The organism is Streptococcus parasanguinis (genome assembly GCF_047465465.1).
Classification (GTDB): domain Bacteria; phylum Bacillota; class Bacilli; order Lactobacillales; family Streptococcaceae; genus Streptococcus; species Streptococcus parasanguinis_AI.
The window spans coordinates 89,491-102,404 of record NZ_JASGZU010000004.1 but is presented as its reverse complement, the minus strand read 5'-3'; the positions used below and the strand labels follow the sequence as shown (position 1 = coordinate 102,404).

Sequence of the window (12,914 nt, the reverse complement as noted above, 5' to 3'; positions counted from 1 at the left end):
TCCATTGAGTCTGGCTTGAAATTGTGTTACAATAAGCCTTGAAAATGAATGAAAGAATATGGAAATAAGCATGAAAATAAGACCAGTGATTGGAATTACAGGAAATGAAAGACCCTTCCCAGATGATCCAGACGCGAACATGAGCTATGCGGCGACTGGTTTTGTCGAAGCGGTCAAAGAGGCAGGAGGGATTCCCTTGATCTTGCCGATTGGAGATGCGGCCTTGGCCAAAGACTACATATCGATGATTGATAAGCTCATCATCACCGGTGGACAAAATGTCTTGCCCAAGTTTTACGGAGAAGAAATCACCATCGACAGTGATGACTACCTCTTGAAACGCGATCTCTTTGAGTTGGCTTTGATTGAAGAAGCGCGTGCGGCTAAAAAAGCTATCTTTACCGTCTGCCGTGGGACCCAGCTCTATAATGTCGCTCTAGGGGGAACTCTGTATCAAGATATTGAACACCACTGGCAGGACAATCCAGGTCAGTACACCAGTCAAGAGTTGGTGACCAAGGATCAGACGGTCCTGCAAGAGATCTATGGTAAGACCAGTCGCATCAATTCTTTCCATCATCAAAGTATTAAAGACTTGGCAGATGGCTTAGAAGTAATCGCGCGGGATCCTAAAGATGACATCATAGAAGCCGTTCAATCCACAGATGAGAGCCGTTTCCTCGGAGTTCAGTGGCATCCAGAACTACGTTTTGACAAGAGCCCAGCAGATCGCAAGCTCTTTGAATATGTCGTGACTCAATTATAAAGAGGACCAGCTCCCTTAGGAATTTTTCCTAAGGGGCTTTTTCTTTAATCTGCGTAAGAAAGACTGTAAATTGTGCCTAGGTTTTGAAGGAGGATGCGCTACAATAGAGCTAGTAGAATGAGGAGGATTAGGACATGTATCAATTTCCAAAGGATTTTTTATGGGGGAGTTCGACCTCGGGGCCTCAAACAGAAGGACGTCTAGCCCAGGATGGAAAGGGAGACAATCTCTGGGATTACTGGTATAGGGTCGAGTCCAACCGCTTTTATCAAGGGCAAGGACCAGAGAAAACATCGACTTTTTATGAACACTGGGAAGAAGATCTGGACCTCTTGTTAGAAACCGGCCACACGGCCTTTCGAACCTCTATCCAGTGGTCACGTATTTTCCCAGAAGGACGAGGGGAGATCAATCAAGCAGGTGTTGATTTCTACCGCCGTGTCTTTGAAAAGATCAAAGAAAAAGGGATTCACCTCTTGGTCAACCTCTATCATTTTGATTTACCGATGGCTCTTCAAGAGCAAGGGGATGGTTGGGAAAATAAAGAAACGGCCTATGCTTACCAAGAATATGCGCGTTTTTGTTTCAAGACCTATGGGGATCTGGTTGATCAGTGGATCACCTTTAATGAACCCATTGTCCCTGTGGAGTTTGGTTATTTTTATGATGCCCATTTTCCTCATAAGGTAGACGCAGCAGCAGCTGTTAAGGTAGCCTACCACACCCAGTTAGCTAGCAGTCTAGCGGTAAAGGCCTGTCACGAGGTGGATCCTAACTATCGTATCGGGATTGTGCTCAATTTGACACCAGCCTATCCTCGGAGCCAGCATCCAGAAGATGTCAAAGCTGCGCGCATTGCCGAGCTCTTTCAAGCCAAATCCTTCCTAGATCCATCTGTTCTTGGTCATTATCCTGAAGAATTAGTCGAGATCCTACGGGAGCGTGATCTCTTGCCGGATTATGATCCCTTTGAATTGCGTTTGATTGAGGAAAAAACGGTGGATTACCTAGGGGTTAACTATTACCAACCACTCCGTGTGGCAGCTCCTCGTTACGCTCCAAATCCAGCTTCTCCCTTACTCTTTGAACAATTTTATGAACCCTATGTTATGCCAGGCCGCAAGATCAATCCCCACCGAGGTTGGGAAATCTATGAGCAAGGCTTGTATGACATTGCCCAAAATATCAAGGAAAACTATGGCAATATCGAGTGGATTCTGACAGAAAACGGGATGGGGGTTGAAGGAGAGGAAAAATTCCGCAAGGACGGAGTGATCCAGGACGACTACCGGATTGACTTTGTCAAAGACCATCTTCGTGAGCTCCACTGGGCTATTCAAGATGGTGCCAACTGTAAAGGCTATTTGATCTGGACCTTTATTGACTGCTGGTCATGGCTCAATGGCTACAAGAACCGCTATGGCTTGGTTGAGTTGGATCTCGAAAGCCAAAAACGAACCCTCAAAAAATCCGGCCATTGGTTTAAAGAATTAAGCCAAGCCAATGGATTTAAAGACTAAATCGAGATCCGTAGCCCATCTTCAACTCGTATTGAGCCCCCTCGCATTGTCGTTTTAAAGCTTGGAGTCAAATAGTTCCCCAAACGGTTTGACTCTTAATTATTCCGAATGTCTGAAACGATTATGTTTCAGGTATTTTTCTTACAGTGGAAATTTTCTAGATGACTTTGTCTCTAATCTTAACCCTAACTTAACTAGACCAATTTTCTTGAATTTCCTAGTTGACAAACTCGAAGAAGTATTGTATACTGACTCCGCTGGTTGCTTTTTGGTCAAATTAGACTAGACCAATTTTAAAGTAACTGAGAAATCGACCATAGGTCATTTGACTAAGTAAAGGGGAAAGTATAGCAAGGCTATATCGTAAAAACTATGTGCGGAATCGTTGGTGTTGTAGGAAATACAAATGCTACTGATATTTTGATTCAAGGACTTGAAAAACTCGAATACCGAGGCTATGATTCTGCGGGAATTTTTGTCCTAGGTGGTGCTGAAAACCATTTGGTGAAGGCTGTTGGTCGTATTGCAGAATTGTCTGCTAAAACTGCTGACGTTGAGGGGACAGCTGGGATTGGACATACCCGTTGGGCCACTCATGGAAAACCAACTGAGGACAATGCCCACCCACACCGCTCTGAAACAGGTCGCTTTGTTTTGGTCCACAATGGGGTGATTGAAAACTACCTTGAAATCAAGGAAGAATACCTAGCCGGTCACCATTTCAAGGGGCAAACAGATACAGAAATCGCAGCCCACTTGATCGGAAAATTTGTTGAAGAAGACGGCATGTCAGTACTTGAAGCCTTTAAAAAAGCTCTTCACATCATCCGTGGTTCTTATGCCTTCGCTTTGATCGACTCTGAAAATTCAGATGTCATCTATGTGGCTAAGAACAAATCACCACTTTTGATTGGTCTTGGTGAAGGCTACAATATGGTCTGCTCAGATGCTATGGCCATGATTCGCGAGACAAGTCAGTTTATGGAAATTCATGACCAAGAGCTGGTTATTGTCCGTAAAGACAGTGTGGAAGTGCAGGATTATGACGGGCATACTCTGGAGCGTGAAAGCTATACTGCTGAGCTAGATCTGTCCGATATCGGTAAGGGGACTTATCCATACTATATGCTCAAAGAAATCGATGAACAGCCAACTGTGATGCGTAAGCTAATCAACACATACTCTGATGAGAATCAACAGATGGTTGTGGATCCTGAGATTGTTAAAGCAGTTCAGGAGGCAGATCGAATTTATATCATTGCAGCTGGAACTTCTTATAATGCGGGTTATGCTTCTAAAACGATGCTAGAAGAATTAACTGATACGCCTGTGGAATTGGGTATTGCATCTGAATGGGGTTATGCTATGCCACTACTGAGCAAAAAACCAATGTTTATTTTGCTTAGTCAGTCAGGTGAAACTGCTGATAGTCGTCAAGTTTTAGTAAAAGCTAATGAAATGGGAATTCCAAGTTTAACTGTAACTAATGTTTCAGGCTCTACACTATCTCGTGAAGCAACTTATACTATGTTATTGCATGCTGGTCCAGAAATTGCTGTAGCTTCAACTAAGGCTTATACAGGACAAGTGGCGACATTAGCATTTCTTGCTAAGGCAGTTGGTGAAGCTAATGGTAATGAAAAAGCTAAAAAGTTTGATTTAGTGCGTGAACTTTCAATTGTAGCTCAGTCTATTGAGTCTACACTTTCAGAGAAAGAATTGATTGAAGAAAAGGTTAGAGGACTCTTAGAAACAACTCGTAATGCTTTCTACATTGGACGTGGTCAGGACTACTATGTAGTTATGGAGGCTAGCCTAAAACTTAAGGAAATTTCTTATATTCAGTGTGAAGGTTTTGCAGCTGGGGAACTTAAACATGGAACTATATCTTTAATTGAGGATGGTACACCTGTAATTGCCTTAATTTCTGACAATCCAACCGTCGCTTCTCATACTCGTGGTAATATTTCTGAAGTAGTAGCTCGTGGAGCTAATGCTCTAACTATTGTGGAAGAAGGAATAGAAAAAGAAGGTGATGACATTATTATTAATAAAGTTCATCCATATCTATCTAGTATTTCTATGGTTATTCCTACTCAATTGATTGCTTACTATGCTTCACTTCACCGTGGACTGGATGTAGATAAACCACGTAATTTGGCTAAGGCTGTTACAGTTGAATAATAAATAGATGAACAATAGGCGTAAGACTGGGAGGGTTATCTCTTAGATTTTACAGCCTATTTTTTATAACTCATAATTTGAATTTTTGATGCGGTTTTCGGTACATTTTGTTTTGTAATATGGTATAAAAAAAGAATTTTGTGACAAAAGTTGATTTTTTGGCACAAAATCTGTGACAAAGCTTTAGTTTTAAACGTTTTCATTTTTGTATATACTAGATTTAAAGAAATTGGTGGTTCTCAATTTCTCTATCAAGAAGTCAAGAAACATTTAAGTCCGGAAGGTTTGACATTTGCTGAGAACTACATAGGTTTTCCAAATGCTGCAGTAGACAGGATTGTTCCAGCACAAAGTCACGAAGATCCTCTTTTTGTTGTGGTTGAGCCCTTTAATGAATGGGTTGTTGAAACCAAGCGTCTTAAAAATCCAGATTTACGTCTAGAAGATGTGCATTATGAAGAAGATTTAGAACCTTTTATTGAGCGAAAACTTTTTTCAGTCAATTCTGGACATGCAACTTCAGCTTACATTGGTGCACATTATGGTGCCAAGACAATTTTGGAAGCTCTTCAGAATCCTGATATCAAGTCTCAGATTGAATCCGTTTTAGCTGAAATTCGGAGTCTCTTGATTACCAAATGGAACTTTGATAAAAAAGAATTGGAGAATTACCACAAAGTCATTATAGAACGCTTTGAAAATCCTTTTATAGTGGATGAGGTTAGTCGAGTAGCTCGTACTCCAATCCGAAAATTAGGTTATAATGAACGGTTCATAAGGCCAATACGTGAATTGAAAGAACTCGGTTTGTCATATGAAAACCTACTTAAAACAGTTGGCTATGCCTTTGACTATCGCGATGTAAATGATGAAGAAAGTGTTCGATTAGGTGAATTGCTGGCTAAACAATCAGTCAAAGATGTCGTTATACAAGTTACAGGTTTAGACGACCAAGAATTGATTGATCAAATTGTAGAGTATATTTAATCTTTTTCGAAAATCTCTTCAAACCACGTCAGCTTCACCTTGCTGTAAGTATGGTTACTGACTTCGTCAGTTCTATCCACAACCTCAAAACACTGTTCTGAGCAACCAAGGCCTATACAGCCCAAATCGCAGCCCTTGCCTTCCTTGCAAAAGCGGTTGGTGAAGCAAATGGCAACGAAAAAGCTCAAGCCTTTGACTTGGTTCATGAGTTGTCTATCGTGGCTCAGTCTATCGAATCAACTCTTTCAGAGAAAGAATTGATTGACGCTAAGGTTCGTGACCTTCTTGAAACAACACGCAACGCCTTTTACATCGGACGTGGTCAAGATTACTATGTAGCCATGGAAGCCAGTCTCAAGCTCAAAGAGATTTCTTACATCCAATGTGAAGGTTTTGCGGCTGGAGAGCTCAAGCACGGGACCCTTGCCTTGATTGAAGATGGAACACCTGTTTTGGCCCTCTTATCAGACCCAGTTCTTGCCAACCACACTCGCGGAAATATCCAAGAAGTGGCAGCGCGTGGCGCTAAGGTCCTCACCATCGCAGAAGAAAATGTTGCTAAAGATACAGACGACATCGTACTTACAACGGTCCACCCTTACCTCTCACCAATCTCAATGGTGGTACCAACCCAATTGATTGCTTACTTTGCAACCCTTCACCGTGGCCTCGACGTGGATAAACCACGGAACCTTGCTAAATCCGTAACAGTAGAATAACAATGAAAAGAGAGTGGGACGACGAAATCGAATTCTAACGAATTACCGATTTCTGTCCCACTCTCATTTGTTTGATGGTGGTAAGACATACTCTTGGATAGCTTGCGCTACACCGTGTTCTTGGTTGCTGGTAGTGACAACTTGAGCTTCCTTCCGGACAGCTTCAGGAGCATTTCCCATGGCAACTCCAAGTCCAGCCAGACGAATCATGGGGAGGTCGTTGAAGTGGTCTCCGATGGTCATGACCTGTTCTAAGGGGACTTGGTAGTAAGTAGCCAGTTCAAGGACAGCATCTCTTTTTGAGACGGCTTTGGCAGTGACTTCTAGGTAGTTTTCCTTTGAAAGGTAAAAAGCAGTCTGTGGAAATTCTTGCGGATCCAGCTTCTGATAGAGTTCTTGAATATTCTGAGTCTCTCCAATCAAGAGCAATTTATGTAGATGGAGAGTATCATCAGAGAGGGTCTGAGAAAGTGGTTGTATCTGGGGAGTTTCACCCGTAATAGCAGCCTCAACTTGGGTCCACTGGTCCTCTCTGGAGTTGAACCAGACTGCCCCGCTATAACAATTAATTGAAATGCTGGGATCTAGTTCGTCCACACGATGGAGGAAGGTGCAGATCTCATCTTTGTCCAGACTGTGTTCAAATAAAATCTCTTCTCCCTTGACGATGAGAGCCCCATTGTAGCAAGCGATAGGTTCCTGATGGACGCCCAAACTTCTTGCGATAGGAGCAATCCCGATAGGAGAGCGAGCCGATGCCAAGATAAAAGGAATCTTTTTTTCTTGGAGCTGGGGAATGAGTTTGATAAGGGCGGGATCGACCTGATGATGCTGGTCCAGAATGGTTCCGTCAATATCACTGACAATTAAACGAATGGAAGACATAGGCACCTCCTTTTTCTTTAGTATACCATATTTTAGGAGAATGAAAAGGAGAGGTATAGTTGATTCTTATAACGGGGTCAAGTAATTTTCAAAGTAGGTCCCTTTCTTCAAAAATAAAATAATAGATAAGAATGCGCGCAAGGCTTTATTTTCAAGGACTTGCGCTTTTTTTGATACCTGCCTCAATAAAGAAATTTTAAGGCCTTGATAGGGAAAATATATTAGTCAGCTACTTTTTGAGGTGATATCATGGTTACAAATTTCAGAAAGGAAGCGGTCAGTCAGTCTTCCTTTTGGAGAAGATATTGAGGAGGTTTCACTGTATGAGTAAAAAAGAGTTGGTGCTTCGTGCCATTCGAGGTGAAAAAGTTGAGCGAATCCCTGTAGGATTTTGGCTCCATTATGTGACCCAAGAAGAAAAAGAATTGGGTCTAGACAATTCGGCTGTAGTAGCAAAAAGTATTAAAGGACACCAACACTATGTTGAAGAAATTTCACCTGATTTTGTCAAGATCATGAGTGATGGCTTCTTCCGCTATCCGAGTGCTCTTTATTCTAGAGAGATCCAATCGATCCGAGAATTGAAGGATATTCAACCGATTGGAGAGCATCATCCTTGGATTGAAAAACAAATTGAAGTGGTCAAGGAGATTCGTTCTCGTTTCCATGAGGAGATTGCTTCTTTCTACAATATCTTCTCGCCTATTTCTTATTTGAAACGCTGGTTCCGTACGGATCAATCCCGTGGAGACCAAGTGATTGCAGACTTTATCAAGGAAGATCCAGAAACATTAGCTCATGTCCTTGACGTGATTGCAGGAGACATCGCTACTTTAAGTCGCCGCTTGATCCAAGAAGCAGGTATTGAAGGGATTTACTTCTCAACCCAACAGATCCAAGATGAGCGTGTGACAGATGAAGAATACCGCAAGTTCATTGAACCGAGCAACATCGCTGTCCTAGAAGCAGCCAATGAAGCTGGGGGCATCAATATCCTTCATATCTGTGGTTTTGAAGGGGCCAGCAATGAAGTGGAACTCTTCAAGGATTATCCAGCTCAAGTCATTAACTGGGCGACCCATCATGAAGGCCTTAGCTTAGCCGCAGGTCGCAAGCTTTTCGGTGATCGTGCCGTTTTGGGTGGCTTTGTCAATGGCAAGAAAGGTTTGCTCTACCAAGGGGAACGAGAAGCTATTGAGCAAGAAACGCGTCGCTTGGTGGCAGAAGCCGGAAGTCGTGGTTTGATCCTTGGAGCAGACTGTACCGTGCCAGATGATTTCCAATTAGAACGCTTAGATTGGGTGCGTCAAGCAGCTGTATTGTAAGAAGAAAGGAGAGGGAGATGAAAAAGATCAATGTATGGTGTATCGTGGTAACCGTTTTGTTTTTGCTTCTCGGGCTTAGTAAAGCTACTCTAGCAAGCAGTCAGGGGAAAGCAAAAAAAGATCCAGATATGGCAAGACTGGAGAAGATTCCAGCTCATAGTTTCTCCCTCATCCGGCCATCTGACCTAGCAGGAATTCTTCTTCTCGAAGATCAGTGATAAAAAAAGATGAAGAGCTTGATAAAAAATATATATTAGTCAAACAATTATCGAAGTGATAAGATAACAAACAAGAAAAGAATAGAACGAGGTAAGAACATGTCATCAAAAAGAGAATTAGTCTTAAAAGCTTTCAAAGGAGAAGCAGTTGACCGTGTGCCAGTTGGATTTTGGCATCATTTTACAACAGAAGAAGAATGGTTGAAAGGATTTTCTAATCCGGAAATTATTGAAAAAAACCTGAATGGCCATAAAAACTTCCTTCACAAGGTCAAACCAGACTTTGTCAAACTCATGAGTGATGGTTACTTTGCTTATCCAAATCCAGCCATTCACAAAGGCCTTGAAAATATCTCTGACTTAGCAGGGATTGAACCACTCGGAGCAGATCATCCATGGATCACAGAGCAAGTAGAGCTCGTTAAAAAAATCCGTGCCGGTTTTGAAGAAGACATTGTGGCTATCTACAATATCTTTGCTCCGGTGACCTACTTCAAATGGTTGGTCGGAGAAGTTTCAGGAGGAGATGACTTGATCGCCAACTTTATCGATCAAGATGCAGCAACTCTTAAAAAAGTATTGGATACCATTGGCCAAGATATTGCAAGTTTGAGCCAACGAATCATCAAAGAAGCAGGAGCAGACGGGATCTACCTCAGTGTTCAAAGTATCCAAGATGCGCGGGTTACACAAGAAGTTTATAAAAACATTATTGCACCGAGTGAACTCCATGTCTTAGAGGCAGCCAATGAAGCCGGTGGCGTAAATATACTTCATATCTGTGGCTACGAAGGAGCTCGCAATGATATCCATCTCTTCACAGACTATCCAGCCCAAGTCATTAACTGGGCAGTCGGACCAGAAGGCATCAGCCTAGCAGAAGGACGCGAAATCTTCGGTGGACGCACGGTTCTTGGTGGTTTTGAAAATGGCAAAAATGGTCTTCTCTACACAGGAGACAAGGTTGCGATCCAAGCAGAAACCAAACGCATCATCGCAGAAACAGGAACCACAGGCTTGGTCATTGGTGCCGATTGTACGATTCCAAGTGACATTGATGAAGAACGAATCGAATGGGTTCGTGAAGCTGCAGCAGAATAAGGAAAATAGAAAAAGGGAGAACAAAGTATGAGTAAAAAAACATGGATTATCGGTGGGGTGGCAGTTCTTGCCATTGCAGGTGCAACCATTCTTGGACGGAGCTTGAACCATGCAAACGACAGCAAAGGCTCAACAGGATCTAACAAGGTAACAACCTTGAAAGTAGCCCACACTCAAAACTATGTACCGTATGATTTCGTTGATGAAAAAGGAGAATCAGATGGCTATGAAGTAGCCGTTCTCAAAGCCATTGACGAAAAACTACCAGACTACAAGTTTGAGTACACTGGAACAAGTGATGACGATCTCTTGATCGGTCTAGAATCTGGTAAATACGATATCGGAACCAAAGGAGCTTGGTATACCGAAGAACGTGCCAAGAAATTTATCATTCCAAAAGAACCAATCGGTGCAAGTATCATCGGATTTACCGTCCGGAAAGAAGATGCGAATAAATACAAGAACATCGATGACTTCGCTAAAGAAAAAGGAAAATTGGTTCCAATTTCACCACAAAATGCACAATGGAATGTTATTAAAGAATACAATGAAAAGCATAAGGACCAACAAATCGAATTAACAGCTGCGGAATCTTTCAAAGTCGCAGATGCTTATGCTTGGGTTCTTGAAGGACGTTACGATGCCTTCTTTGACATCAAACTTTCCTTTGAAAAAGCTGTCACAGATAAAGATGGTTCTTACCACCAATATGCGGACAAACTTAGCTGGTTTGCCTACAAAGGAATTCCAACTTACCCATTGATCCATAAGGATAAGAAAAACGAAAAATTTGCGGAAGCATACAGCAAGGCTATCAAAGAATTGGAAAAAGATGGGACACTTGCTAAATTGTCGAAAAAATATTTCGGTGAAGATGTCTTCAGTTATGTAGATAAAGAGAAATAAGATGGAACTGGGTGCGCATAGCCCCAGCTTCCTTATTTCTATACGGATACAGAAAGGAAAAGAAACATGGTCTCATACGACATTTCCAAGGTTTGGTCATTTCTTCCAACCTTGGTCCAAGCTCTACCAGCGACCCTAGCTTTGATGGTTTTAACGACGGTTCTCGGTTCTGCATTTGGCTTGGTTTTGACCTGGGCACAAGTATCAGAAGATAAGGTAGGAGCAGGTCTGGCAAAAGGTTATGTCTTTACCTTGCGTTGTACCCCTCCGATTGTCTTGCTCTTTTTGGTCTTTTATGGACTGCCCCAATTTTTGAACTGGTGGTTGGGCATTGACATTGACCACTGGTCCAAGTTTGTCTTTGTCCTTGTTGCCATGTTTCTTCTCTTTGCTGCGATGATCTCTGAGGTCTTCAAGGCAGCCTATTTGGCCATTCCAAAAGGTCAGATGGAAGCGGGCTTGAGTATTGGCTTGACGCCGGCTCAAACCATTTGGCGGATTGTCCTTCCTCAAGCCTTTCGCGTGGCTCTTCCAAATATGACAACTGCCATCTTGAACCTCATGCGCGATGCCGCTTTGGCTTATACCATTGGCTTTATCGATATCATGGGAGCAGGCAACAACTTGATCAGCCGCAATCTTGGGAATTATTCCCTCGAAACATATACAGCTGTCGCAGTGATCTACTGGGGAATTGCCCTTGTGATCTCCTTCTCCGCTCAACTCCTTGAGAAACGACTCAGTGTAACAGAAAGGTAGCTTATGGATTTCAATTTTATTAGTAAAGCATTTCTAGCCACCTTGGGTGGTGTTCCAGTGACCCTTCTGATCATGGTCGTATCAATTCTTTTGAGTTTCTTTCCAGCCCTCTTTTTGGCACTCGGTCAGATTTATAAGGTCAAAGGTGTTCGCAGTTTCTCAGTGATTTACTTAGCTTTTATCCGCGCGACACCTCCGATTCTCTTGATTCTCTTCTTTTATAGTCTCTTTCCCAGTCTCTTAAATAGCTTTTTTAAGAGTATTGGTAGTCACTTTAATGTCTTTGAGATCAATCCCATTTACTATGCCTTTATCATCTTTAGCTTGATGACAACGGGGAGTCTTGCTGAAATTCTACGGTCAGCCATTCTGACTGTGGATAAGGGCCAGCTAGAAGCAGCGCAAGCCATTGGTTTGACTAATCGCCAAGCCTATATCCGCATTGTTTTTCCACAAGCCTTGCGTTCAGCCCTTCCCAATTTGTGTAACTTGGTTATCAACTTGGTCAAAGGAACCTCCCTTGTCTTTGTCATGACGATCAAGGATATCACCGCCATTGCCAAGGTAGAAGCCTCTTATGGCTATCAATATTTTGAATCCTATCTAGTGATTTTTATTCTTTATATTGTCATTTGTGGGGTGATTCAGTGGGGATTCAATCGCTTAGAAAAACGCCTGACACTCGCATAGAAGAAGGAGAAATAAGAAGATGTTAGAAGTAGAACACGTATCGAAAAAATTTAAGGACCACCAGGTCCTGGTAGATGTTAATCTCAAGGTCAACCAAGGGGATGTCGTCGTTATTTTGGGGCCATCTGGATCAGGAAAAACAACCTTCCTTCGCTGCCTCAACCACTTGGAAAAGGCAGATACAGGCCACCTAACCTTAGGTGGAAAAGAGTATGACCTCTCAAAACTCAGCAAAAAAGAGATTCTAGAAATCCGCCAAAAGACAGCCTTTGTCTTCCAGCATTACAATCTCTTTGCCAACAAAACAGCGCTTGAAAATATCTTAGAAGGACTGGTTGTAGCTCGTAAGATTCCAAAAGAAGAAGCCATCCAACGGGCAGAATCAGCCCTTGAAAAAGTTGGTCTTCTTGCTTATAAGGATTACTATCCTTCTCAATTGTCAGGTGGCCAGCAGCAACGGATCGGAATCGCGCGTGCCATCGCAGTGAAACCAGACGTGATCTTGCTGGACGAGCCGACTTCAGCGTTAGACCCAGAGTTGGTCGGTGACGTCTTAGATGTCATGAAGCAATTGGCACAAGAAGGAGTGACCATGGTTGTCGTAACCCATGAGATGGGCTTCGCGCGTGATGTAGCCAACCACGTTATCTTTATGGATGGCGGGCACATCATCGAAGAAAACGAACCCCATGAATTCTTCAACAGTCCAAAGGAAGAGCGAACCAAACAATTCCTTTCACGGATTTTATCTGATGCTACTTATAGCGTCGAATATATGATATAACAGGAGACACACCTAGTAAGGGTGTGTTTTTTAGGTTCTGGAAAAAATTTTTAAAAATTGGCTCATTTTT

Annotated in this window: 12 protein-coding genes and 2 pseudogenes; 12 read left to right on the top strand and 2 right to left on the bottom strand. The window is 42.5% G+C overall.

Features of this window, described 5'->3' with window-relative positions; translation table 11 throughout:
- The first annotated feature begins 70 nt into the window (after positions 1–70).
- The 4 genes and pseudogenes from QM351_RS07920 to QM351_RS07905 all read left to right on the top strand — a co-directional run.
- Positions 71–766 carry a gamma-glutamyl-gamma-aminobutyrate hydrolase family protein gene (locus QM351_RS07920; protein ID WP_021154354.1) on the top strand — a complete coding sequence of 232 codons (696 nt, stop codon included), beginning with the start codon at positions 71–73 and terminating at the stop codon, positions 764–766.
- A 134-nt stretch (positions 767–900) separates the two neighbouring features.
- Positions 901–2,286, top strand: a complete 1,386-nt coding sequence (locus QM351_RS07915; RefSeq protein WP_414327154.1) for a glycoside hydrolase family 1 protein — start codon at positions 901–903, stop codon at positions 2,284–2,286.
- A gap of 372 nt (positions 2,287–2,658) precedes the next feature.
- On the top strand, positions 2,659–4,470 hold the full coding sequence (gene glmS / locus QM351_RS07910; protein WP_350012147.1) for a glutamine--fructose-6-phosphate transaminase (isomerizing): 1,812 nt from the start codon (positions 2,659–2,661) through the stop codon (positions 4,468–4,470).
- A gap of 228 nt (positions 4,471–4,698) precedes the next feature.
- Positions 4,699–5,457: pseudogene (locus QM351_RS07905) on the top strand (mannitol-1-phosphate 5-dehydrogenase); the annotation flags it as partial.
- Here the strand turns inward: QM351_RS07905 and QM351_RS07900 are convergent.
- Positions 5,454–5,663, bottom strand: coding sequence for a hypothetical protein (locus tag QM351_RS07900; RefSeq protein ID WP_350012146.1), 210 nt, complete (start codon positions 5,661–5,663; stop codon positions 5,454–5,456). The pseudogene QM351_RS07905 and the gene QM351_RS07900 overlap by 4 nt on opposite strands.
- Here QM351_RS07900 and QM351_RS07895 point away from each other — a divergent pair.
- Positions 5,559–6,176 (top strand): annotated as a pseudogene (locus QM351_RS07895) (SIS domain-containing protein); the annotation flags it as partial. The gene QM351_RS07900 and the pseudogene QM351_RS07895 sit on opposite strands and share 105 nt — an antisense overlap.
- A 63-nt stretch (positions 6,177–6,239) precedes the next feature.
- Here the strand turns inward: QM351_RS07895 and QM351_RS07890 are convergent.
- Positions 6,240–7,061, bottom strand: coding sequence for a Cof-type HAD-IIB family hydrolase (locus QM351_RS07890; RefSeq protein ID WP_350012145.1), 822 nt, complete (start codon positions 7,059–7,061; stop codon positions 6,240–6,242).
- A gap of 323 nt (positions 7,062–7,384) precedes the next feature.
- On the opposite strand from QM351_RS07890, the gene QM351_RS07885 reads away from it, so the two are divergent.
- The 7 genes from QM351_RS07885 (at position 7,385) to QM351_RS07855 (ending at position 12,844) form a co-directional block, all read left to right on the top strand.
- The gene (locus QM351_RS07885; protein WP_414327153.1) at positions 7,385–8,386 is read left to right on the top strand and encodes a uroporphyrinogen decarboxylase family protein; all 1,002 of its coding nucleotides are present in this window, start codon (positions 7,385–7,387) and stop codon (positions 8,384–8,386) included.
- A gap of 17 nt (positions 8,387–8,403) precedes the next feature.
- On the top strand, positions 8,404–8,604 hold the full coding sequence (locus QM351_RS07880) for a hypothetical protein (protein WP_223141387.1): 201 nt from the start codon (positions 8,404–8,406) through the stop codon (positions 8,602–8,604).
- A gap of 99 nt (positions 8,605–8,703) precedes the next feature.
- The gene (locus tag QM351_RS07875) at positions 8,704–9,705 is read left to right on the top strand and encodes a uroporphyrinogen decarboxylase family protein (RefSeq protein ID WP_247919804.1); all 1,002 of its coding nucleotides are present in this window, start codon (positions 8,704–8,706) and stop codon (positions 9,703–9,705) included.
- A gap of 27 nt (positions 9,706–9,732) precedes the next feature.
- Positions 9,733–10,611: a transporter substrate-binding domain-containing protein gene (locus tag QM351_RS07870; RefSeq protein WP_003004175.1), complete on the top strand. Its 879-nt coding sequence runs from the start codon at positions 9,733–9,735 to the stop codon at positions 10,609–10,611.
- A gap of 66 nt (positions 10,612–10,677) precedes the next feature.
- Positions 10,678–11,370 (top strand): amino acid ABC transporter permease, encoded by a 693-nt coding sequence (locus QM351_RS07865; protein WP_003004525.1) that lies wholly within the window; start codon positions 10,678–10,680, stop codon positions 11,368–11,370.
- Positions 11,371–11,373: 3 nt separating this feature from the next.
- Entirely contained in the window at positions 11,374–12,060 is a 687-nt protein-coding gene (locus QM351_RS07860; protein WP_013904552.1) for an amino acid ABC transporter permease, read from the top strand.
- Between the two features lie 19 nt (positions 12,061–12,079).
- Entirely contained in the window at positions 12,080–12,844 is a 765-nt protein-coding gene (locus tag QM351_RS07855; protein WP_003016067.1) for an amino acid ABC transporter ATP-binding protein, read from the top strand.
- Positions 12,845–12,914 lie beyond the last annotated feature (70 nt).

Coding starts and splice junctions, on each gene's coding strand:
- QM351_RS07920 (WP_021154354.1), top strand. CDS start 71: ATGAAAATAAGACCAGTGATTGGAATTACAGGAAATGAAAGACCCTTC.
- QM351_RS07915 (WP_414327154.1), top strand. CDS start 901: ATGTATCAATTTCCAAAGGATTTTTTATGGGGGAGTTCGACCTCGGGG.
- glmS (WP_350012147.1), top strand. CDS start 2,659: ATGTGCGGAATCGTTGGTGTTGTAGGAAATACAAATGCTACTGATATT.
- QM351_RS07900 (WP_350012146.1), bottom strand. CDS start 5,663: ATGAACCAAGTCAAAGGCTTGAGCTTTTTCGTTGCCATTTGCTTCACC.
- QM351_RS07890 (WP_350012145.1), bottom strand. CDS start 7,061: ATGTCTTCCATTCGTTTAATTGTCAGTGATATTGACGGAACCATTCTG.
- QM351_RS07885 (WP_414327153.1), top strand. CDS start 7,385: ATGAGTAAAAAAGAGTTGGTGCTTCGTGCCATTCGAGGTGAAAAAGTT.
- QM351_RS07880 (WP_223141387.1), top strand. CDS start 8,404: ATGAAAAAGATCAATGTATGGTGTATCGTGGTAACCGTTTTGTTTTTG.
- QM351_RS07875 (WP_247919804.1), top strand. CDS start 8,704: ATGTCATCAAAAAGAGAATTAGTCTTAAAAGCTTTCAAAGGAGAAGCA.
- QM351_RS07870 (WP_003004175.1), top strand. CDS start 9,733: ATGAGTAAAAAAACATGGATTATCGGTGGGGTGGCAGTTCTTGCCATT.
- QM351_RS07865 (WP_003004525.1), top strand. CDS start 10,678: ATGGTCTCATACGACATTTCCAAGGTTTGGTCATTTCTTCCAACCTTG.
- QM351_RS07860 (WP_013904552.1), top strand. CDS start 11,374: ATGGATTTCAATTTTATTAGTAAAGCATTTCTAGCCACCTTGGGTGGT.
- QM351_RS07855 (WP_003016067.1), top strand. CDS start 12,080: ATGTTAGAAGTAGAACACGTATCGAAAAAATTTAAGGACCACCAGGTC.